This is a genomic window from Geodermatophilus sp. CPCC 205761 (assembly GCF_051383655.1).
GTDB lineage: Bacteria > Actinomycetota > Actinomycetes > Mycobacteriales > Geodermatophilaceae > Geodermatophilus.
In genome coordinates, this window is the sequence record NZ_JALPKQ010000045.1 from 19,656 (window position 1) to 40,371 (window position 20,716).

General features: G+C 68.1%; 16 protein-coding genes and 3 pseudogenes. 14 read left to right on the forward strand and 5 right to left on the reverse strand.

All coding sequences use genetic code 11. The annotated features are described in order from the left end of the window. Positions 1-10: 10 nt before the first annotated feature. The 7 genes and pseudogenes from MY526_RS21755 to MY526_RS21785 all read left to right on the forward strand — a co-directional run bounded on the left by MY526_RS21755 (position 11) and on the right by MY526_RS21785 (position 8,765). Positions 11-310: a Dabb family protein gene (locus MY526_RS21755; RefSeq protein WP_436693581.1), complete on the forward strand. Its 300-nt coding sequence runs from the start codon at positions 11-13 to the stop codon at positions 308-310. Next, positions 307-1,230, forward strand: a complete 924-nt coding sequence (locus tag MY526_RS21760) for a cyclase family protein (protein ID WP_436693579.1) — start codon at positions 307-309, stop codon at positions 1,228-1,230. The genes MY526_RS21755 and MY526_RS21760 overlap by 4 nt, the downstream gene beginning before the upstream one ends. Then, entirely contained in the window at positions 1,230-2,081 is an 852-nt protein-coding gene (locus MY526_RS21765; RefSeq protein WP_436705057.1) for a carbon-nitrogen family hydrolase, read from the forward strand. Before MY526_RS21760 ends, MY526_RS21765 begins: the two co-directional genes overlap by 1 nt. 55 nt (positions 2,082-2,136) lie before the next feature. Further along, positions 2,137-3,090 carry a glutathione S-transferase family protein gene (locus MY526_RS21770; RefSeq protein ID WP_436705058.1) on the forward strand — a complete coding sequence of 318 codons (954 nt, stop codon included), beginning with the start codon at positions 2,137-2,139 and terminating at the stop codon, positions 3,088-3,090. Between the two features lie 96 nt (positions 3,091-3,186). Continuing rightward, a complete protein-coding gene (locus tag MY526_RS21775; protein ID WP_436705059.1) occupies positions 3,187-3,603 on the forward strand; it encodes a tetratricopeptide repeat protein in 417 nt (138 codons plus the stop codon). A gap of 113 nt (positions 3,604-3,716) precedes the next feature. After that, a pseudogene (locus tag MY526_RS21780) lies at positions 3,717-4,045 on the forward strand (transposase); the annotation flags it as partial. A gap of 499 nt (positions 4,046-4,544) precedes the next feature. After that, positions 4,545-8,765, forward strand: coding sequence for a CHAT domain-containing protein (locus MY526_RS21785; RefSeq protein ID WP_436705060.1), 4,221 nt, complete (start codon positions 4,545-4,547; stop codon positions 8,763-8,765). Here the strand turns inward: MY526_RS21785 and MY526_RS21790 are convergent. The 5 genes from MY526_RS21790 to MY526_RS21810 all read right to left on the reverse strand — a co-directional run bounded on the left by MY526_RS21790 (position 8,750) and on the right by MY526_RS21810 (position 15,973). Further along, positions 8,750-9,796 carry a hypothetical protein gene (locus MY526_RS21790; protein ID WP_436705061.1) on the reverse strand — a complete coding sequence of 349 codons (1,047 nt, stop codon included), beginning with the start codon at positions 9,794-9,796 and terminating at the stop codon, positions 8,750-8,752. The two genes, MY526_RS21785 and MY526_RS21790, sit on opposite strands and share 16 nt — an antisense overlap. Further along, positions 9,796-10,293, reverse strand: a complete 498-nt coding sequence (locus tag MY526_RS21795; RefSeq protein WP_436705062.1) for a hypothetical protein — start codon at positions 10,291-10,293, stop codon at positions 9,796-9,798. The genes MY526_RS21790 and MY526_RS21795 overlap by 1 nt, the downstream gene beginning before the upstream one ends. 1,197 nt (positions 10,294-11,490) lie before the next feature. After that, positions 11,491-12,006, reverse strand: coding sequence for a hypothetical protein (locus tag MY526_RS21800; protein WP_436705063.1), 516 nt, complete (start codon positions 12,004-12,006; stop codon positions 11,491-11,493). Positions 12,007-12,805: 799 nt separating this feature from the next. Next, entirely contained in the window at positions 12,806-13,540 is a 735-nt protein-coding gene (locus MY526_RS21805) for a response regulator (RefSeq protein ID WP_436705064.1), read from the reverse strand. Positions 13,541-13,660: 120 nt separating this feature from the next. Next, the gene (locus MY526_RS21810; RefSeq protein WP_436705065.1) at positions 13,661-15,973 is read right to left on the reverse strand and encodes a histidine kinase; all 2,313 of its coding nucleotides are present in this window, start codon (positions 15,971-15,973) and stop codon (positions 13,661-13,663) included. Between the two features lie 769 nt (positions 15,974-16,742). On the opposite strand from MY526_RS21810, the gene MY526_RS21815 reads away from it, so the two are divergent. The 7 genes and pseudogenes from MY526_RS21815 to MY526_RS21845 all read left to right on the forward strand — a co-directional run. Continuing rightward, complete coding sequence (locus MY526_RS21815; RefSeq protein WP_436705066.1) at positions 16,743-17,108, forward strand: Lsr2 dimerization domain-containing protein; 366 nt, start codon at positions 16,743-16,745, stop codon at positions 17,106-17,108. Between the two features lie 395 nt (positions 17,109-17,503). Continuing rightward, complete coding sequence (locus tag MY526_RS21820; RefSeq protein WP_436705067.1) at positions 17,504-17,665, forward strand: hypothetical protein; 162 nt, start codon at positions 17,504-17,506, stop codon at positions 17,663-17,665. Positions 17,666-18,018: 353 nt separating this feature from the next. Then, positions 18,019-18,495 carry an EVE domain-containing protein gene (locus MY526_RS21825; protein WP_436705068.1) on the forward strand — a complete coding sequence of 159 codons (477 nt, stop codon included), beginning with the start codon at positions 18,019-18,021 and terminating at the stop codon, positions 18,493-18,495. 645 nt (positions 18,496-19,140) lie between these two features. Further along, a complete protein-coding gene (locus tag MY526_RS21830) occupies positions 19,141-19,566 on the forward strand; it encodes a hypothetical protein (protein ID WP_436705069.1) in 426 nt (141 codons plus the stop codon). A 190-nt stretch (positions 19,567-19,756) separates the two neighbouring features. Then, positions 19,757-20,047: a transposase gene (locus MY526_RS21835; protein ID WP_436705070.1), complete on the forward strand. Its 291-nt coding sequence runs from the start codon at positions 19,757-19,759 to the stop codon at positions 20,045-20,047. Between the two features lie 68 nt (positions 20,048-20,115). After that, positions 20,116-20,349, forward strand: a pseudogene (locus tag MY526_RS21840) (IS3 family transposase); the annotation flags it as partial. Positions 20,350-20,443: 94 nt separating this feature from the next. Beyond that, positions 20,444-20,716 (forward strand): annotated as a pseudogene (locus tag MY526_RS21845) (transposase); the annotation flags it as partial.

A 20,716-nucleotide genomic window follows, 5' to 3' on the forward strand; every position in this document is an offset into this window, starting at 1 on the left:
GAGTAACACCGTGATCCGACACGTCTTCGTCTGGCGCGTGGCCGAGGGCTACGACAACGACAAGGTGCTGGCGCTGCTCGACCGTCTGTCCTCCTCGTCCGAGTTCAACATCGCGGCGTGGAGCGTGGGCAAGCACGTCGGCGAGCCCAACGAGAACGGCGACCCGTGGGACGGCGCCCTCATCACCGACTTCCGCAGCTGGGAGGACCTGGAGCAGTACTCGACCGCGCCCTTCCACATGGAGGTCGTCGAGGAGTTGCTGCCGATGGTGTCCGCCCGGGCGGTCGTCGACTTCGAGGTGACGGCATGACCCTCGCCGGCATCCGCGTCGGGACCAGCCCCTACGGCCCGGAGGACGAGCGGGGTGCACTGAACCTGATGAGCCCGCTCTCGCAGGCAGCGGTTCTCGCCCGCGCCGACGCCTCCGTCGTCTACGACCTGAGCATCGACTACTTCGTCGGCATGCCGAGCTTCCAGGCGGCCGGTGACCCGAGCTACCAGATCTTCATGAGCCACACGCCCGGCGGCACCGTCGTCGACAACCTCAACGGCGTCGGCTCGCAGGGGAACCGGCACGTCTGCTACTCGGGCGACGTCGTGTTCATGTACACGCACACCGGCACCCACATCGACGCGCTGAACCACTTCGGCGTCGACGGGAAGATCTACAACGGGTTCACCCCCGAGGAGCACCTCGGCAGCCGGCACTGGACGAAGGGCGGGGCCGAGACCATCCCGCCGATCGTCGCCCGCGGCGTCCTGCTCGACATCGCCGGGCTCAAGGGCGTGGAGTGCCTGCCGCCCTCCTACGCCATCACCATCGAGGACTGCCGTGACGCCCTCGAGCGCGCCGGCCTGGAGATCCAGACCGGGGACGTCGTGGTCGTGCGCACCGGACGGATGCGGTACTGGCCGGACGGTTCCAAGGTGCTGGGCGACCCGCCCGGGCTGGGCCTGGAGGCCGGCCGTTGGCTGACCGACCAGGGCATCATCGCGATCGGCGCGGACCAGGAGTGCGTCGAGGTGGGGCCCTCGGACCACGACGACAACTGGCTGCCGGGGCACTGCCACTTCCTCGCGGAGGCAGGCGTGCCGATGATCGAGCTGCTCGACCTCGAGGCGCTCGCCCGCGACGGGGTGCACGAGTTCTGCCTCATCGCCGCGCCGATCCGGCTGCGCGGGGCGTCGGGTGCACCGCTGCGCCCGCTGGCCATCCCGCTGCGTCCCTGATGCACGAGACGTGGCTCGAGGCCCTGGCCGGAGGCGGCGCAGCGCGCCGCCTCCGGCTGCGGGTCGTGCAGGTCGCGTACGGCGACGAGGAGACCCCCGAGCAGCGCGTGCAGCGCGTGGCCGGCCTGGTGGCGCAGCAGCGGGACGCCGACCTGGTCGTCCTGCCGGAGCTGTGGGCCCACGGCGGATTCGCGTCCGACCGGTGGACGCAGCGCGCCGAGCCCTTGGACGGTCCCTTCGTCGGGATCATGCGAGAGGCGGCCCGGGCGGCCGGCGCGACCGTGCACGCCGGGTCGTTCATCGAGCGGGGAGCCGGCGGGATGTGGAACACGTCGGTGGTGGTCGGCCCCGCCGGTGCGGTCCTGGGCACCTACCGGAAGATCCACCGGTTCGGCGAGGGGGAGCGGTCCCTGCTGGAGGCCGGCACGCAGATCGTCACCGTCCCGCTGCGGTTGGCCGGTCGGCAGGTGGCGACCGCGGGACTGGCCACCTGCTACGACCTGAGGTTCCCGGAGCTGTTCCGGCGGCTCGTCGACCGGTCGTGCGAGGTCCTCCTCATCCCGGCCGCGTGGCCGGCGGCCCGAGTGCAGCACTGGCAGGTCCTCGGCCAGGCGCGGGCCATCGAGAACCAGTGCGTCGTCGTGCAGGTCAACACCGCTGGTACCCACAGCGGCGTGGCCATGGGCGGCCGCAGCCAGGTGGTCGGACCCACGGGTGACGTCCTCGCGCGGGCGATGGACGACGGGGACGAGGTCCTGTCCGTGGAGCTGGACCTCGACGCCGTCAGCCGACAGCGGGCCGACTTCCGGGTGCTGGACGACCGACGGTTGGGACGCGGGCAGTACGCATGATGCGGGTCAGCGACGGAGGAGAGGGGGAGCGGTGGCGGCGCCTGTTCTCGGCACGGTGACGAGGCCGAAGGGGTACGAGCGGGACCGGAACTACGTGACCGACCGGATCACTGCCGACGGATCCGGCGGCTGGCCGGTCGAGCCCGGCCGGTACCGGCTGGTGGTGGCCCCGGCCTGCCCCTGGGCCAACCGGGCGGTCATCGTCCGCCGGCTGCTCGGCCTGGAGCAGGCCATCTCCCTGGCGTCGTGCGGCCCGGTGCACGACGAGCGCAGCTGGACCTTCGACCTCGACCCCGGCGGGCGGGACCCGGTGCTGGGCTACGAGCGGCTGCAAGAGGCCTACTTCGCCCGCGACCCGGCGTACTCGCGGGGGATCACGGTGCCGGCCATCGTCGACGTCCCGACCCGGGCGCTGGTCACCAACGACTTCGCGCAGATCACGCTCGACTTCTCCACCGAGTGGACCGCCCACCACCGCGACGGCGCGCCCGACCTGTACCCGGAGAAGCTCCGGGACGAGATGGACGAGGTCATGCAGCGCGTCTACACCGACGTCAACAACGGGGTGTACCGCTGCGGCTTCGCACCGACCCAGAGCGCCTACGACGAGGCGTACCGGCGGCTGTTCACTGCGCTCGACTGGCTCTCCGAGCGGTTGAGCGACCGGCGGTACCTGATGGGGGGGACGATCACCGAGGCCGACGTCCGGCTGTTCACCACGCTGGTCCGCTTCGACGCCGTCTACCACGGCCACTTCAAGTGCAACCGGCAGAAGCTGACCGAGCTGCCGGTGCTGTGGGCCTACGCCCGCGACCTGTTCCAGACCCCCGGCTTCGGCGACACGATCGACTTCACCCAGATCAAGACGCACTTCTACGTCGTCCACCGCAAACTCAACCCGTCAGGCACAGTCCCGGCCGGTCCGGACACCTCGAACTGGCGCTCGGCGCACGACCGTGAGCAATTGGGCGGCCGCCCGTTCGGGGACGGGCTCCCCCTGGGCGGATAGGACCGCCGCGATCGCTACGGCCGCCCGGGCATCGGGGCGAGGATGTGCGTCGTCGGGGCGTGGGAGTGCCTGGCCGTCTCGGGTGGAAGGGCTCGCGTGGGCTTCGAGCGACCGGATGACCGGCATCCGAACGGCCCGACGGCCATGATCCCACTGCAGAAACCGGTCACCTTTCCGGCGGAGGCCATTCGGCTGTCCGAGCTCACGATCGCCGAGGCCGAGAGGCGTCTCGGGGCTGGTCACCTCGAAGCCATCGATGTGAAGCACAACTTGGCGCTCGTGCACGCAGCGCGAGGCGAGCCGGTACAGGCTGTCGCGCTACTGGAGGAGGCTGCCGCCTCGGCGGTCGGTGGGCTGCGGAACGAACATCCCGAGACGTTGGCCGTGCTGGCGGATCTGGCTGTCGCGCAGGTGCGTGCTGGTCGTACCGCGCTGGGGCTCCGAAAGGCCGAGGACTTGCTGCCCGCGCTCATACGACTGATCCATCGCGATCTTGATCGCCTCACCTGCTGATGAGAACCTGTCTGGTGTCCGGCGACGCCGTCGTTACTTAGTGCGGGTGAGCCCGCAGAGGTGTGTGGCGCGGGGTCCTCGGGGGGGGCCGCTTGATTGCTGCCGTAGAGCGCGCGGATGTGTATCCCAAGGTCGAGCAGATGCTCCGGGATGCCACCGACGACCTGCTGGCCTTCACCGACTTTCCAATCGGCCACTGGAAGAGGATCTGGTCGACCAACCCGCTCGAGCGGCTGAACAAGGAGATCAAGCGCCGCACCGACGTCGTGGGCGTCTTCCCCAACCCCGAGGCCTTCTCCGCCTGGCCGGCGCCGTGCTGGTCGAGGCCCACGACGAATGGCAGGTCAGCGACCGCCGCTACCTCTCCGAAGGCTCCATGGCTCTCCTCAACCGGCCCGAGCCAGGCAAGGAGGTGGCGCAGCCAGCACTGATCGCGTCATAGTCACCACACCGCTGATCGACACGGTGAGGACGACATCCACCACTCAGCGGGACGTCACCTGTGTCCCTGGTAGAGGGCCCTCCGGACGACGCCCTGCAGGTCGTCGACCGGAGGAGGGATCGACGGTGAGAGTTCTCTACGAACGGGTCGCCGGGGCTGGATATCGGCAAGGCGACGCTGACGGTCCGCGTGCGCACGCCCGGGCCGGGCGGCCGGCGACACCGCCGTCTCGACGTCGCGCCTGACGCGCACGTTCGACTCCTGCGAGTGCGGAGCAGAAATGACCGCAGGTTTCCGGACTGCGGGCGCCGCATGTCGGCGGCAACGGAGCCACGGGGGCGGCTACGACCCTGCGGCGCGAACATCAGCGCACAACCGCCGATTTCCTGCTGCGGTTGTGCCTTGACGACGATGGGCGCGCCGAGAAGCATGGTCATGACTCAGCCCAGCGGTTCAATCGGCGAGGCGAGCAGTGGACGGCCCCTCTGACTCCGAACTTATGGAACAACTCAAGCAGCTGACCCTTTCGCAGGGATGGGACGACGTGCTGCGCATTCTTCAGGCCAATCCCACCCTGCTCAGCAAGCGCAGCATCGAGCTGCTCGACTACGTCATCGGCCAGCTCGCGGAGCAGGGGCAGTTCAAGACAGCCGATCGGTTTCAGGGATTCCACCGGCTGCTCGTTCGCGCCCGGCATGTCGGTATCGAGAAGGCTGTGGCACATGAGCAAGGAGCTTTGGCCGAGATTCCCCAAGAGCTGACGGCCATCCTGCGAAGCCTGTCGTCCCCGAAGGATTCTGGAGCGGTTTCCGGGCCGGAACGCATGCAGCTGCTGCAGCGCGCCATGGACCTGACCCAGCCCGAGAAGAATCCACTGATCTGGGCAGGGCTCCACGGCATGCTCGGAGACGCCCTGCTCACCGAACCGACCGGCGATCGCGCCGACAACGTCGAACGTGCGATTTCGGCCTACGAGGTGGCGGCGGAGTTCCTGCCCCTGGAAGAGCAGCCCACCACGTGGACGATGAACGAGCTCAACCTGTCGAATGCCTACCTGGAAAGGATCCACGGGGACGCCGAGACGAACCTGAGGCAGGCACGACAAGCGTTCACCGAAGCGCTTCACGTCCTCACAGGAGGTCAAGGTCCGAGCGTCCTGGCACCGGACTCCGGAGAAGAACTCATTCGATACGCCGAAGGCTCGACGGCCAATCTCCGACAGGCCCTCGATCTCTCGCGGCAGGCCGTCCTCTACCTGGACGGCGTCGTCGGTGAGGCCGAGGGGGCGGTGAACATGGCCCGACTCGCCAGGCTGCTCGGCAATCAAGCCACCCGCCTCGAGGTCAATCAGGAGGGCGCTCCTGAAGGGGAGGCGGACGTCGGCGGACCCGGCGCCTCCGGAGGATCGGCCGACGAGCCGCTGACGAGGAACCGGGCCTGGGAACTGACGCGCGACGGCGCTATGAAGCTGACCGAGTACTGGGCTACCGAGCGCATAGAGACCCTGTTCGAGGCGCTCGAGACTCTCGAACAGGCCGCGCGCTCGACGCCCTCTACCTCCCGTCGGAGGGCCGGCGTGATGGACCTCCTCGGCAAGGCCCTGCGCGCCTACCACGAGGCATCCGGCGCACCCGAAGTGCTGGAACGAGCGATCCTCGCGCACACGGAGGCAGTCCGGTCCAGTCCCGCCGACGAACCGGATCGTGCCCACTTCATGATCGATCTGGCGGAAGACCTGGATGCGCGCTACAGGTACACCCAAGACGACCAGGATCTCGACGAGGCCTTGGGACTCGCCGAGGATGCGGTCGCACTCACGCCTCCGACGTCCGAGGAACGCCCTCAGTTCCTGAGACTTCTCGGCGCGTATCGCCGGGCCAGGTATTCGCGATACGGCGACGTAGCCGATCTCGAAGCGGCGATCGAAGCACTGCACGACGCCCTTCAGCTCGCTTCGCCCGGATCCGATGAGCGGATCGGGGTGCTCACCGGGCTCGCGTCCGCCCTGTTCGTCAGATATGGACGGTCCGGCGACGTCCACGACCTCGACGAGGCAGTAGATCTCAGCCAGCAAGCTGCCGCGCTCATGCCTGCGAGCACAGATGCGCGTGCTGTCGTCGTGTACGGCCTCGGCCGCAACCTGGCCGAACGCTACCTGCACAGGGGCGATGCGGAAGACCTGGCGCAGGCCATCGAGTCCTACCGGAGCGCCCTTTCCCTGATGACGCCGGCATCGCCGGATCGACTCGAGGTCCTGGGCAGCCTGGGAACCGCCCTGAACTACCGGTACGACCTTCTCGGCGACCGGGGCGACCTCGCCGAGGGTCTCGAGTTGTGGGAACAGGCGGTGGAGCTGTCCCCGGCCGGCTCCCACGATCGCGCGGCCGCGCTGGCTCAACTGAGCGTGGGCCTGAGGGACCGCTACTACAGGGAGGGGGCGGTCGCGGACCTGGAGCGGGCGATCAACCTGTCGCGGGATGCCGTCGCATCGGAACCGGATGGGTCCACGAGCCGCCCGGGATACCTCGCTGGCCTGGGAACCGGGCTGCGGGAGCACTACCGGATCACGGACGACATCTCCGAACTCGACGCAGCGATCGAATGCTGGCAGGAGGCCTTGGCGGCCTCACCCGAGTCCGATCCCGCCCGCCCGGACATCCTCAGCAGCCTCGGGATCGGGCTCCACGACCGTTACGTACACACAGGAGAGGTGTCAGACCTCGACGAGAGCATCGAGGGGTCCCGGCAGGCTGTCGCTCTCGCACCGGCAACAGCGCCTCGGAAAGCGGGATTTATGAACAATCTCGCCGGAGCGCTGATGGAACGCTTCCACCTGGGTGGCGGCGATCCTGCCGACCTCGACGCCGCCATCGACCTCCTTCGCCGGGCCGTCGCGGCAGGCGACGCGGAGACCCTCAGCGATCCTCTGCCCTCAGCGAATCTGGCCTTGGCGCTGTCCATGCGCTACGACGCGCTCGGCGATGCCGCGGACCTCGACCAGGCCAAATCTCTCTTCCGCAGGGTCGTGCCCGCTTGCGAGACCTCACGCATAGCCACGGCGCTCTCGTCCAGCCGCGCGTGGGGTGACTGGAGCGTTCGCCGTCACTCGTGGCAGGAGGCAGCCGAAGCCTACGGCTACGGTCTTCGCGCCATGGACCTGCTCTTCAGCGGGCAGCTCACGCGCGTGCACAAGGAGGTGTGGCTCAGCCAGGCGAACGGCCTGCCGGCACAGGCCGCCTACGCGCTCGCGAAGCACGGAGATCTCGAGGGAGCGGCCGTGTCCCTGGAACGGGGCAGAGCGCTGCTGCTCTCGGACGCGCTGGAGCGCGACAGGGTCGACCTGGAGCAGCTCTCAGCGCTCGGTCACGATGATCTCGCGCAGCGATACCGCAACGCGACGAAGCGGCTCGCCGCTCTGGAACGGGGGACGCTCGTCTCCCCGACGGGTCTCGTGACGTCGGAGCGCCCGGCTGGCGCTCTCGGCCATGCCGATGCACTCGAGGAGATGCCGCGAGCCCGCAGGGACCTCGACGCCGCCGTCTCGTCGATCCGGAAGGTCCCGGGGTACGAGGATTTCCTCAGGCCTGCCGATCTGGACGACGTAACGTCGGCAGCGCCCGTCCTCGCCTACGTGGCGGCCGCCGAGCCGGGCGGCCTCGGCCTCGTCGTCGCCGATGGCTCTCTCTCGCCACTGTGGCTGCCGCAGTTGACTTCAGGAGTCGTGCTGACGCAGGTGCGCCGCTATGTGAGTGCCTACGTGCGCCGCCGCGAGCGGCCCGACGACTGGATCGCTGTCCTCGGATCGACCACGCGTTGGCTCTGGGACGTCCTGATGGGGCCTCTGGTCGAGATGCTGGCGGCGGCCGGTCGGGCCGTGCTCGTTCCGGGCGGCCTGCTCGGGCTGCTCCCGCTGCACGCCGCGTGGACCGACGACGCGCACGCACCGACCGGCAGACGCTATGCGCTCGACGACCTGGTCCTGACCTACGCGCCCAATGCTCGGGCTCTCACGGCCGCGCGGGCTCGCGCGGGCACCGTTCCCGCCGACGGCGTTCTCGCCGTCGATGATCCACGACCGGTGGCAGCCGGTCCGCTGCCCTCGGCCGGACCGGAGGTCGATGCGGCCATCCAGCACTTCTCCCGATCCCGCCGCGTCTCGGGGCCGGAGGCCACCCTCTCGTCGGTGGTGCCTCTGTTGGCGGACTACCCGGTCCTGCACTTCGCCTGCCATGCCCTCGCCGACCTGCTCAATCCGCTGGAGAGCGGGATCGTCCTCGCCTCCAATGAGCGCCTGACCGCCCGCGCACTCCTGGCCGACGAGTCTCTGCACGCCCGTCTGGCGGTGCTCTCCGCCTGCGAGACGGCGGTGCCCGGCACGCAGATCCCGGACGAGGTCGTGAACCTGCCCACCAGCCTGTTCCAGGCAGGGGTCGCCGGGGTCGTCGGCTCCCTGTGGTCGGTGTCCGACGCGAGCACCATGGCGCTCATGGTTCGGTTTTACGAACTGTGGCGGGCAGACGGGCTCGACCCGGCCGAAGCGCTCAGGCGCGCACAGCAGTGGGTCCGCGACAGCACGAACGCCGAGAAGCGCGACCGGTTTCCGCGCAGCCCGGAGTTGGCAGGAACGGACGTGCCGGCGGAGACCAGGCGGCTGTGGGAACGAGCGCACGCCCACCGGTCGCCGTACTTCTGGGCACCGTTCATCTACCTGGGGGTCTGACCCCGACGGCGACGACGCCCCGGCCTCAGTAGCAGCAGCCACCCACCGTCGAGGGCTCCGAGGCCACGCGGCTCGGGGTGATCGTCTGCGCGGGCGTCCTCTCCCCCATGAGCGAAGACGAGACCTGCGTCGTCGCGCCCTCGCCAGACGAGTTCGGTCAAGCTGCTTCCCGACAACTGCTCGACGGCTGCATCGGCGGGCAGAGGGATGTGTAGCGCCTTGTACAGGTCGAACCGGTGGACGTCATATGCCGCCTCGAAGAGGTCGGCGTAGTCGGTCCCAGCCGGCAGGACCCAGAACCGGTAGGCGGCGATGGCCGCCACCAGTGCGGCCGGCGCGGCCCACCAGGCGAGCGCGCCGAAGGCCCCACCCAGCAGGCACCACAGGACACCGGCAGTCGCCTTGTCCAGGCGTGCGCGCGCCGCGATCAGTTCCTGCCGGACGTCGTTCGGCAGCACGAGCCACATGGCCGGCCACAACTTGATCGGTTCGAGGGAGTACTTGTCCATCGGCCGCGTCTCCGCGGCCCGAAGAATGTTCCCCAGACGGGTGGGCATGGTCCAGGCCGGCTGCGAGGGGATGCGTGCCCGCAGAGCATCGGCTTCGACGTACCGGCGCTCGTCGGTGATCGACGCCGCACCCGACTGGATGGCCGGGCTCAGCCCCCGCAGGGTCGTGGCCGCCTTCTCCCGCTCGGACCAGGCCCGCCGAGCCAGGCGCGTGGCCAACCGGCGGAACGGCGCAGGCCAGTATCCTTCGAGCAGTCGGATGGTCGACGGGACGAAGCGCTGCACCACCGCGGCGGCCGCCCCTGCCGCGACGAGCGCGGCCGCCGCCCAGACCAGCAGTCGGCCGGAGTCCTGACCCGTGCTCCAGGCCTTCAGGCGGGACCAGCCGTCCCCGGGCCCGACGGAGACCAGCCAGACGAGGAGGCCGGCGCCGGCGTACACGATCGGAGCGCTCGTGAGCAGGCCGGCAGCCCGCTCGCCGAGCTTGGAGCCGACCGACTCCGTGAACTTGTCAATGGCCATCAGACCCGGACCAGAAGTCGACCGGGATGGTCGGGGCATTCCCTGACCCGCTCGCGGGGATCGACGCGATACCACACGTAGAGGTGATCAACAGGGCATTCGTACCTCGGCACAGGTGACGGGATTCCTCGTCCCGGCGCGGCCTGGTAGCCGCCGTCGCGCTCGGCGAGTAGCGCCACCTCGGGTGGAATCCCATGTGCGGTGAAGTCGCCGACCCAGTCGATCACCTTCGGCGAGGATTGGAGCACGTCCTCGACGCCGCTGACATTCCGTTCGCGCAATTGGACGAGGAGACGACGATCGAAGTCCTCGGCGCGGTCGTCGAGGATGCTGGGGAGGAAGGCGCGTATCGTACGACCGGCCTCGATCAGGGGATTTTCCGATGGCATTCCCAACCCCTTTCGCCAGAACCAGGCGGTCGTCCGCAGTCGGTGTTCCTCCATCGCCAGGGGTTCGGAGCCGGATCGCAGCGTTGCCAGAAGCGCATCGTGCGGCACCTCCGCCCGGATTGATCGACATCACAGTGAGCAGTTGCGCGGGCCGAGCGGGTCAGTCTCCCAGAGTCGGCAGGGGGTCGGAGGCGGAGCGCCGCCAAATGTGCGCCCTTCCCCGGCGAGCCGGGCGGTGTTGATGAGGCCGAACCGGGCCTCAGCCGCCCGACCGGTCGGAGAGCTGCGCCGGTAGGGGGCGGCGGGGCGCCCGACGACGCGCTCCGTCGTCCTCCCGGTGTCGTGCAGCTGCGGCTCCATCCGCCGGCGAAGCTGTCCGGCTTCAGGTCGCCGACGTCCACGCCGGCGACCGCCCCGTACAGGGATCGCAGCTTGCCGCAGGGTGAACGGCTGCGGCAGCAGCCCTGGGGGTCGGGACGGTCGCGGTACTGCTCGCCTAACGCCGCGCCGCCAGCCGCACGATTCTGCCGCGATCGAACGACAGCCCCTCTGCCGTGTCCCGTGAATTCCCTTGACCTCACGGGCGCCCGTGAGGAAGGGGGAGCTGTGTCGGGAACCGTACCGGGTTCGGCTGCCTCAGGACGGGTGCCTCGACGGTAGTCAAGCCCCCTCGTTCGGGACCGATCCATGGCGTTCGTCCATGACTACAGGGCTCTCTGACCTGCACTGGTGAATCACGGCGGCCACCCGTGTATGACCACCAGCCCCCTCGGCAGTGTCGGGTCAGGGGTGAGTCCCCTCAGCTTCGGCCCGATGTTCAGGCCGTCCTCCTTGGGGAGGACGGCCTGAGTCGTCTTCGGTGCCACCGTGGTGGCCTCCACCGGCGACGAGAGGAGGAGGCAGTGTGAGTCTCCCGTGGACCTCACTGAAGGTCGCCTCCTCCTCTCGCTCCGCATACGGTTCAGAACATGGCTGCGGCAATCTTCGCCGCGAGGGCCTTCGCGGACAGGGTTGCGGTTGCTGCGGTTCCGTGTGTAGCAACTGCGACAGGGACGGCTGTCAACTTCCCCATCACCATCATCAGGATGGTCGTCGTGACTGGCTCCACCATACTGCTCACCTCCTCTCTGAGCTTGACTGATGCATGCTTTTGCCGACATGAAAGGTCAAAGTCAGATGAGCACCCGGACTCAGAGCGCGACTTGTAGGGGTTCCGCGCCATGAGGTCTGCAGGACGTGCACGCGCACGGGTTGCTCTTACCTCCCATCTGACTTGGAGGCGGAGTTCCTGGCGTTTAGAGTCGACTACTTGCTATAGCAACGTCGAGGATCACGTGCAAGAGCGCGGCCGAGGTCTTGAATTAATGCTCTCGCAGCAGCTACTTCCGCCGCAGGTGCGCCGGGATTGGCATCCAGCCACTTCTGTAGAGCATTGATCGACGTCACGGCCTTGTCAATGTGTCGCTTGCCCTTCACGGGATTACCCGTGAGGAGTTCAAACCACACTGCATCCGCCGTGCTTCCATTCCCCACGGTGGCGCCTGGTTTGTACAGCGCGTCCACAATCTTGCGTAAGTTGGGATCCTGCACGTCTGGTCGAGCGAGGCCTGGGGTCGGTCGGGTAAGGGCTTGGACGGCCAAGTCGCGGGCCAGCTGGTATCCGGCCGCGGCGCCCGCCGTGTTATCCAAGACCACGAGCATTCCTGGTAGCCAGTGGTCGGTGAGCCACGGATCCGTCCCGTAGGTGTGGCTGAGCTGGACAGACACCCCGGCCCGACGTGCGGCGGCTAAAAGGGCCTCGTCCAAAATCCCCGCGTTCATCAAGTCTTCGACGGTGAGCTCATCGAGCCAGTCGAAGTTGGGTGCCGGTGCCTTGCAGGCATCTGTACCGTTGGACGGGTCTGGCTCATTCGCCAGCGAGTCGCTACCGCGCCCACCGCCTGGGTAGCCTTGTTCAGGTGCAGGGCGGGGAGCGGCGCTTCCGCGGCCCTCCGAAGGCTCGTGCCCGGGCTGCCAACCGTATGGTCGGGCGCAGATTACGGTTTCGTACCTTCCGGGAGTTGGGCACGACGATGGCGGCCCGAATCCGCTGTAGTTGGTCTGCGAGCTTGAGAAGCCCGCTTCGTCGTGATTCCTCGGCGCGGCTTGAGCTTCCCCTGTGCCGATGAGCATTAGACTCGCGACCGCCGTGGCAACTGCTGCAAGTCGCTTCATTCTGGCATGCCCCCTGAGTCTCATGGGCGCAATGAAGATGCACCCCGCTTGCTGTGGGCGTCGAGTGGTGGCCGGGCACTCGTACTGACCGGCAACCGCAAGCGCCCGCTCGAACGGAATCAAGACTGGCTGGCTCCCCGGCAGTCCCTGTTCTTCCGCCGCGTTCAGGATCCGTGGTGGCGGCGCCCAAGCACATGAGACGCGAGACCCGAGATGGGCGGGAAGGTTCGGAGGGGTGCCCGCTCAGACGTTAGGACTCTGGTCCCCCGGGGCGCTCATCAGTTGTCCTAAGGAGGCTGTGAAGGAGGTGCTGGAGCGCAGGAGTCCAGCCGGTGCCGACGCTTGCGGTGGGTCGGTGCGTGGCTGCATTGTGCTGGCGAAGCCGCATACTGCGATCGAGGCCGTCTCAGGGGGACGGAGCAGTCCGGCCGAATCCTTGTTCGCGGCTCCGCACGATCAGTTGATTGCGGTCCGCCACGCGCAACTTTGCGAAGATGCTGGAGATGTGGTTGCGGACCGTCTTCGAGGTGATGTGCAAGGTGGTTGCGATGGCCTGGTTGGCGAGGCCAGCTGCGATCAGGTCGAGGACCTCACGTTCTCGGTCGGTGAGCTCTGGGAAGGGGGGCTGGCTGGGGGCGCTGCCGTTGGCGAAGTAGGCGAGGACCCGTTCGGCGACTCCGGGGGCGAAGATGGCCTCGCCGTGGGTAACAGCGGTCACCCCCCGCAGGACCTCGTCGCGGTCGGCGGTCTTGAGGAGATAGCCCCGAGCGCCGGCACGCATGGCGGCGAAAATTGAGTCATCGTCCTCGTACATCGTGAGGATCAGTACGGCGATGTGCGAATCCGTCTCGGTGATGAGCCGGGTGGCGTCGATGCCGCTGAGTTCGGGCATGTGAAGGTCCATGACCACGAGGTCCGGTCGGAGCGTCGCTGCGGCCGTGACAGCCTGGTTCCCAGTCCCGGCTTCCCCGACGACGGCGACTCCGGGAAGAGTGCCCAGCATGGCGCGCAGGCCTTCCCGGAAGGTCGGATGGTCGTCGGCGAGGAGGATGCGAATAGGGCTGGCCCCCGACGCGACCGAGTCCTCCGGCTTATCGACCAGAGTGCCTGGTGCGGTGGCTGGATGGGGCCGGGGCTGCATGTCGATGCTCCCCTCCGCGTTGGGCGTGTCGCCGAGTATCCCGCCCTGCTGGTCCCGGCGTCATGGGGCCACCGTCCCGGCGCAGTCGGGCTTCGACCGCCAGTGCCCAGGGCACCCTGGTTAAGAGGGCGTGCCTTGTGTCGGCAGCGGAGCATCGGTGACAGTTGGACTTAGCGGCAGTAGCGCGTGGACCACCGTGCCGCCCGTCTCGTCATGGGTGACGGTGCACATCCCTCCGAGTTCGGCGGCTCGATCAGCCATCGATTGCAGGCCCACTCCGGACGTGAATGACGAGGGGGCTGGGCCGGTCCCGTTGTCCCGGACCTTCAGGTCGACGAAACCGTTGCCCCGGAGACGTACCTCAATGTGGGTGGCGCCGGAGTGGCGGGCGGCGTTAGTGACGGCCTCGACCGCGATGCGGAACGCGGCCACCTCGACCGCGGCGGGCAAGCTGGTTAAGAGGCCCTCTGCGTGGACCTCAACTCGAGGCCGATGCGCAGCATCTACCCGGGGGGACTTGCTTGCGAAGCCGGAGGCACGCTCGCGTATCGCGTCGACGAGTCCCAGCTCGTCCAGTGATGGGGGGCGAAGGTTGTCGACGATCACCCGGAGATCGGCGAGGGCCTGCCGGATTCCTGTCTCAAGGGTCGTCAACTCTGGGAGGGACTCCGACTCACCTTGCGTGGCCCGCGCTGCTTGGAGCTGCATGAGTGTGGCGGCCAGAGTGGGGCCGATACCATCGTGCAGATCACGGCGGAGTCGGCGTCGTTCCTCCTCCCGTGCGAGGACGAGCCGTTCGCGGCTGGCCTGCAGGGCGTGCACGAGCAGCGCGGTGTGGGCGACACCGCTGAACTCGGCCGACACTGCCTCCAAGAGGCGCCGGTCGGCCGGACCGAAGGGCTCTTGACTCCGGCCGACCCCGAGCAGCAGCTTTCCGACGGAGGCGCCGGCCCGCTGCAGGGGCAGCTCCAGTGGTTGCTGCTGAGGCTCGCCATATCGGACCACGGTCTCGGGCCCACCGTTGGGGTGCTGCAGTCGGAGCTCGACGTAGGGGAGTCGCAGCGATGTGGCGAGATCGTGCACTGCGTCGGTGACCACTTGCTCAGGACGGCTGGCGGTGCTGAGCCCTTCAAGCCTAGAGACGACCTCGAAGGGATCGTGCCGAGCGCCGAACAGAAGCCGCGAGACAGTGCGGTGCAGCCAGCGATGCAGCGGATTTATGCACAGCACCGTGACCAGGCTTGCAATGAATACGGCCAGTTCAGGTCTCCGGGCGATCTCTTGGCCCGGGAGGGCCATGGTTAAGACGGCGACCGCGGCCAGGGACAATGAGAAGAGAGCTGTGGTCAGGGTCACGTAGACCGCCGACCGGCGAACGATGACCTGAATGTCAAGGAGCCGGTAACGCAGGACGGCTGCGCCGAGGGCGACGGGCATCGGCAGCAGCAACGGCACCACCCATCGCCAGTCCAAGAGCGGCTCGCCACCGAGCCAGTCCGGCACCTGGCCCAGGCCGACGTATAGGACCAGTGCGAGCAGAAAGCTGACGTAGATCCACTGCAGCGGCCGGCGGATGGCGGGGTCCTTGCACCGGCGGTATCCGGCCACCAAAAAGCCCGCGACGAGGGCAGGTATGACCAAGGCGGACGGCGCCGACACGAGGAGGAGCCGCTCCAGACGGGCGAGCGGATCCCCGGCGGCGGGCAGCGTCAGCGCCAGCTGGGCGGCGTAGAGCAGAGGCGGCACGAGGTATGCGACCCACGGCACCCAGCGACTTATTGCCACTGCGGGGTGCGGATCGGGAAAGACCAGCGCGAGATGCAACAGGACGGCCCACATCGCCGCGGCGGCGAGATCTGCCACGATGTATCGCCAAGGTCCGCATCCCCCGGCGAGGTCGATGACTTGCAGACCGACCGGCCACGCCGTGGCGTAGAGAGGTAAGAGCACGGCGCCGGCGAGCATCAGCCGGGCCGCAGGCTCCCGTGGCCTGTGCCAGTAGACGAATCCGGCGACCATGAGCATGACCAACGGCGCGGACGCGACGACGATGTTCGCCCGCACCGCCTCCAAAAGCGGGTACTCAGTGAGCAGTACCGCTCGATCCTGCCGGGTGCCGTCGCGCTGCAGGACGTAGTTGACAGTCTCTCCCGGGTGGCGGGTGTCATGCGTGCCGCCGCCGGACACCCATCGCTGTAAGGGGATGCCGTCGACTGCGATGATGCGATCGTCCTGCCGCAGCGTGCTGTCGCCGTACACGCGCCGCACCGGAACGCTATCGCCCCAGGAACCGCTTCCCTCCGGATACACCAGCGAACCGTCGGACAGGCACGCGCCGGTGCTCACCACCAACCAAGCGACGGGAACCGCTAGCGCTACGGCCAGTACCACTACATGCCGCCGGGTGTGCTCCGGGACGCTGCTGGAGGCCACGGCTGCCACCTGAAGTTCGCCGAGATCCCTGTTCTGGAGCGCGTCGGCGCTCGGCGGCGGCCGTCGGCCAGCGGCTCTGAACAGGACCGTACGCCGCACCGTGACGATTCGGGAGCAATTGGGTGTTGGACGAGTCGACATGGGGAGACGAGTCCGCCGAGGACGAGTTCGAAGGGAAGGACGATCCCGAAGCGGACGAGCTCGAACACTCCGCGGAGCCGGCGCCCGGTCATCGCCGTACCGCTGCGCGGGCCGCCAAAGCCCGCCTATCTAGATGTACCTGACCGGGACGTTGGTGATAGGGGACTGCCCCCGGTCCGGTTTGAACGCAGGAGAAACTCCGAGTGGGGTATGGCTTGTCGAAGCCCCACATTCGCTAGAGGTTCTCGTGTCCACGGTAATACCCAGGCGACCGTGCATGGCCGGCTGCCGATCATCGCCCCCTACCGGGCCGGCTGGCGCCAGGCGCAGGGGCCTTCAGCCGAGGCCAGCTTTACCGTCAGCTTGGCGAGCTCGTGCAGCGACCAGCTGGCGGCCTACTGCTCGACGATGAACGCCTCGATCCAGGCCTGCGTGGCTGGGTCCGGCTCAGGGCTGGTGGTGCCCGCGAACTGCTCCGGCGGGCGCAGTTGGGGGTGCAGTCGTCGTGGCCTAGCTTGGTGCAGGACTGTTGAGGGGGCCGCGCCGGGGACGGACACCCGCCTTCTAGGGCTGATAGTTCACGACTTCCAAGTTGACAATGAGAAAGCCTGTCTGAACCCTTGTTGCTGTGGCTACCAAGACTCAGGTCGTTCTGGTCGATGATTTGACCGGCGAATCGGCCGACACGACAGTGAACTTCGCCCTGGACAAGACCGAATACGAGATTGATTTGTCGCACGAGAACGCCACCGCGCTGCGTGAGGCGCTTTCCCGTACGTCCACGCTGCTCGAAGGGTTTCGGGCGACGGACGCCGCTCTGCCACCACCGGCAAGACGTCCCACTCGGGCTTCGACCCGACCGCTGTCCGCGCATGGGCGGCTGGGAAGGGTATCGAGGTCAGTGCCCGGGGACGCATCAAGGCTGACGTCGTCGAGCAGTTCCGCGCCGCTGGCAACTAACCCACTGAACGTCCGAGGGGTCCGGATCCGCTGAGGGCTCGGGCATGTCGTCCCTGCGAATCCGCCAGCCCGTACGCCCCCGCTGAGGATGAGACTCGCGGTGTCCGCGCTCCACCGCCTCGGCGTCGTCACCCACAGACCGACGGACGGTGGCGCATCGCCGACGGTCGCAACCCATGTCCCTTCGCATAGATGTCCTGGCTCACTGCCTGTGCGCGGCCATCCCGGCGCGCGAGCGGGTGGTCACCTGCGAAGAGGTGTTCGAGCTGTAACCGCCGCTCTCACAGCTGGCGGGGTAAACGGTTTGTGACACGCCGACGGCGTGCGAGACGCTGCCGCGCAGCGGCGGCGATGGCGTCGGCGCATCACCGGGATGGGGGAACCGTGATGTCCCAGGCAGGTCGACGCTGGAGCGCCCGGGGAGCGGTCGTGAGTGTCATCGTGGCCGCGAGTGTGGTTTTTAGCGCGGGTGCGGCAAGCGCTACGGGGCCCGCCGCCAGCGGATTGGAGGTGGAGCCGGGCAACCTGGACACCGCCCCAGCCGTGCAGGCCGCCGGCTTCAGCGATGAGTTTGACATCCAGCCCAATTAGGCCGACCCGGCCGCCGTCGTCGAGTCGGACCCGGACGCCCAGGCTATTCGCGGCCATCCCTTGAGATCAGCGGCGATCAGCTTCGCCGATGGGACAACTTCCGAGGCCGACTCCAGTGGGCCGTTGGGATTCGCACTCCTGGCGACCTGTGTACTTTCCTTGCCTTCGGGCTACGCGTGCCGCTGCCCAGCGTCGGCGCGATGCAGACCCGCCAGCCCAGCCTCTCCAGGGTACTGAGGAGATACGGCCGCGTCGGCTGATGAGGTGCGAGTCACACTCTCAGTCCGGCCAGAAGAGGAGATGTCTGGCAACACCGACCGGGGAGTGACACCGTGCCGTCTGCCCGCCTGACCATGACTGACATCGCCTGCTGGGTCCTGAAGGCGAACCCACGGACGTACGACCTTCTCTCACAGTGGGAGCAGCAGGGCCCCTTCAAGGTTGGCGGTTGGGTTCCTCTGCGCAAGAGCTACCGCCTGGAACTGATGGCACCAGGCCAGCGGTGTCTCTTGTGGCTGAGCGGGTCAGATAAGCCCGGGATCTTTGCCCTAGGAGAGCTCACGGGCGTCGTAGACGACAACAGCCGCGGCGCCGGCCGGTACTGGCGTGATCTGGTGAAGATGCGCCGGCTCGCGCCGGGAGTCCCCATCAAGGTGGTGCCGCTGTCGACTCCCGCGCTGCGCGTTGACCTGATGCAGGAGGCTGAGTTACGGAAGGCCGAGTTCATCCGGATGGCGGCAGGGAGCAACCCCAGCTACCTCGACCCAGATCAGTTCAAGGTCGTGGAGGGACACCTCCAGGCGGCGGACGTGACCGCCGCCGGCTGGTAGCTCCGCGTCTTCGAAGGGCGTCGTGGTGCGCGCCGCTGACACCGACGTTGGCTAGCCGACCTGGGCAGTCATCGGTCTTCGCGCCGGGGGCAGTCGTGGAGCCCCTCATGCGCGTGTATGTCGCCTTGCTGGCGGAGGCGGACAAGCTCCTCGAGGCGAATGAGGCGATTGTCCCCGGGGGCCCGACCTTCCTGAGGCGCCACAGCTCGACTTCCCGATGAGTGACTGGAACGAACTGCGTAACGCGATGCGGGTCGATCTCTCGGGGTGGGCCGTCTGTCCGCGAAGACTCTGAAGGCACTGGACTCTTGTCAACGACGGCTGAAAAGTTGACCCCCTGGCGACAAGCCGTAAAACCCGCCCGCCGCCAGGGGGTCACACTTCAGCCGCCGTTGATACGTCCGGGGGCGCGCCGTCGTCCGCGTAGACAGGCGAGTCGGTGGCGTTCGAGACGCCTGCCTGTTCCTCGTGCTGAGCCCTGGTCCTCGGGGCGGTTGGGCGCGCCCTTCGTACCGATCCCCTGACTCATCGTCACGCCCCGCGAGACAGTCCTGAGACCGTGATCCGCCACGACGACGAGCGTTTACCCAACCGGCGCCGCTCTTAGCCTCAGTGATGTCCTGCCAGATATCTACGACTGTTGGGATGGCTGCCATGCGACGGCAGACTTTGCTCCTCCGCTTCGAACCGCAGGCCGCGGCACCCTCCGGCGAACCCCCCTCATTCGACGTCAAATCCGGCTCCGGCACGGTCACCCTGATCGAAGGCGACGCCTCCGCAGCTGACGCTGAAGCCTCATACGAGACACACGTGTCGATGACCGACGACACCCACTTCCTCGAAGAAGGCGAAATGGCCTTCAACGGCGGGGTCCTGCGGCTGTCCACCGTGGGGTCCGGAGTCCTGGAGCCTTCTGCAGAGAGCGGCACGCTGCGAGGGGCGGTGATCTGGCAGGTAGAGGGCGCCGGTCGTTGGAGCGGCACCAGCGGGCTGGTGACCTCCAACTTTGAGCTGCAAGTGGAGAACGGCACGTCCGCCGAGCATCAGGTGATGCGTCTCTTCGTGCCCTGACGCCTGGCCCGAGGCGGACCGCTAGGTGATCGCGAGTGTCTTGACTCTTGGGATCGAGGGGACTGCTCCTACTCCGGTTGACCGTGCCCGATGAGCCTGTCAGTTCCGTAGCGCGCGGACACGTCTGTGAAGTGACCCCCGTTGGCTGAACACCTCCAGACTTGGCACCAGCCAAGGAGGGAGGGCCCGGGTGGGCCGACGGAGCAAGTACCCCGAGGAGTTCCGGCAGCGAGCCGCGCAGCTGGTCCTCGACAGCCGACGTAGCGTCCGCGAGGTCGCCGGCGAGCTCGGGATCAACCACGAGACGCTGCGCAACTGGGTCGCCGCCGAGCGCCGCCAGCGGGCCGATGGGCCGGCCGCGCTCAGCGCCGACGAGCGGATGGAGCTGGCCCGGCTGCGGCGCAAGGTGGCCGAGCTGGAAGTCGAGCGGGAGATCTTGAAAAAAGCCGCGGTCTTCTTCGCTCGGGAGACGGGCCGGTGAGCCGCGGACTGGTCTGCGAGTTCATCGCCGCGGAGAAGACCAGCTACGGCGTGCGCCGTCTCTGCCGGGTGTTCCGGATCAGCCCCACCAGCTTCTACGCCTGGGCCGCCCGCGCCGGCGGCCCGACGGCCGCCGAGGTCGAGGAGGCCTATGCCATCGAGGCCGCCCGGGAAGCCTGGGTCGAGCACCGCCGGATCTACGGCGCCCGCCGGCTGACCGCCGAGGTCCGCGACCGCGGGCACGCCTGGAACCGCAAGCGGGTCGCCCGGTTGATGCGCGCCGGCGGCATCGAAGGCGTGCACCGGCGCCGGCGCGGCAAGTACGGCCGCCGCGCGGTCTCCACCGCGACCCGCACCGGACCGGGTCGAGCGGAACTTCACCGCGGCCGCACCCGACCAGCTGTGGGTCGCCGACATCTCCTACCTGCGCACCTGGGAGGGGTTCGTCTACCTGGCTGTCGTCGTCGACGCCTTCAGCCGCAGAGTGGTCGGCTGGGCGATGGCCGACCACCTGCGCACCGAGCTGGTCCTCGATGCGGTCGGCATGGCCATCACCGCCCGCAGGCCAGCCGCGGGAACGGTGCATCACACCGACCGCGGGTCGCAGGGCGGACTCAACCGGTCGTCGCAACACCCCGTGATCACGGAGGTGTTCGATGGTGCGACGTCA

Excerpts from the sequence above, each read along its gene's own strand:
- MY526_RS21830 (WP_436705069.1), top strand. The coding sequence starts at position 19,141 with ATGGCTGCCATGCGACGGCAGACTTTGCTCCTCCGCTTCGAACCGCAG.
- MY526_RS21760 (WP_436693579.1), top strand. The coding sequence starts at position 307 with ATGACCCTCGCCGGCATCCGCGTCGGGACCAGCCCCTACGGCCCGGAG.
- MY526_RS21785 (WP_436705060.1), top strand. The coding sequence starts at position 4,545 with ATGGAACAACTCAAGCAGCTGACCCTTTCGCAGGGATGGGACGACGTG.
- MY526_RS21765 (WP_436705057.1), top strand. The coding sequence starts at position 1,230 with ATGCACGAGACGTGGCTCGAGGCCCTGGCCGGAGGCGGCGCAGCGCGC.
- MY526_RS21805 (WP_436705064.1), bottom strand. The coding sequence starts at position 13,540 with ATGCAGCCCCGGCCCCATCCAGCCACCGCACCAGGCACTCTGGTCGAT.
- MY526_RS21790 (WP_436705061.1), bottom strand. The coding sequence starts at position 9,796 with ATGGCCATTGACAAGTTCACGGAGTCGGTCGGCTCCAAGCTCGGCGAG.
- MY526_RS21800 (WP_436705063.1), bottom strand. The coding sequence starts at position 12,006 with ATGAACGCGGGGATTTTGGACGAGGCCCTTTTAGCCGCCGCACGTCGG.
- MY526_RS21825 (WP_436705068.1), top strand. The coding sequence starts at position 18,019 with ATGACTGACATCGCCTGCTGGGTCCTGAAGGCGAACCCACGGACGTAC.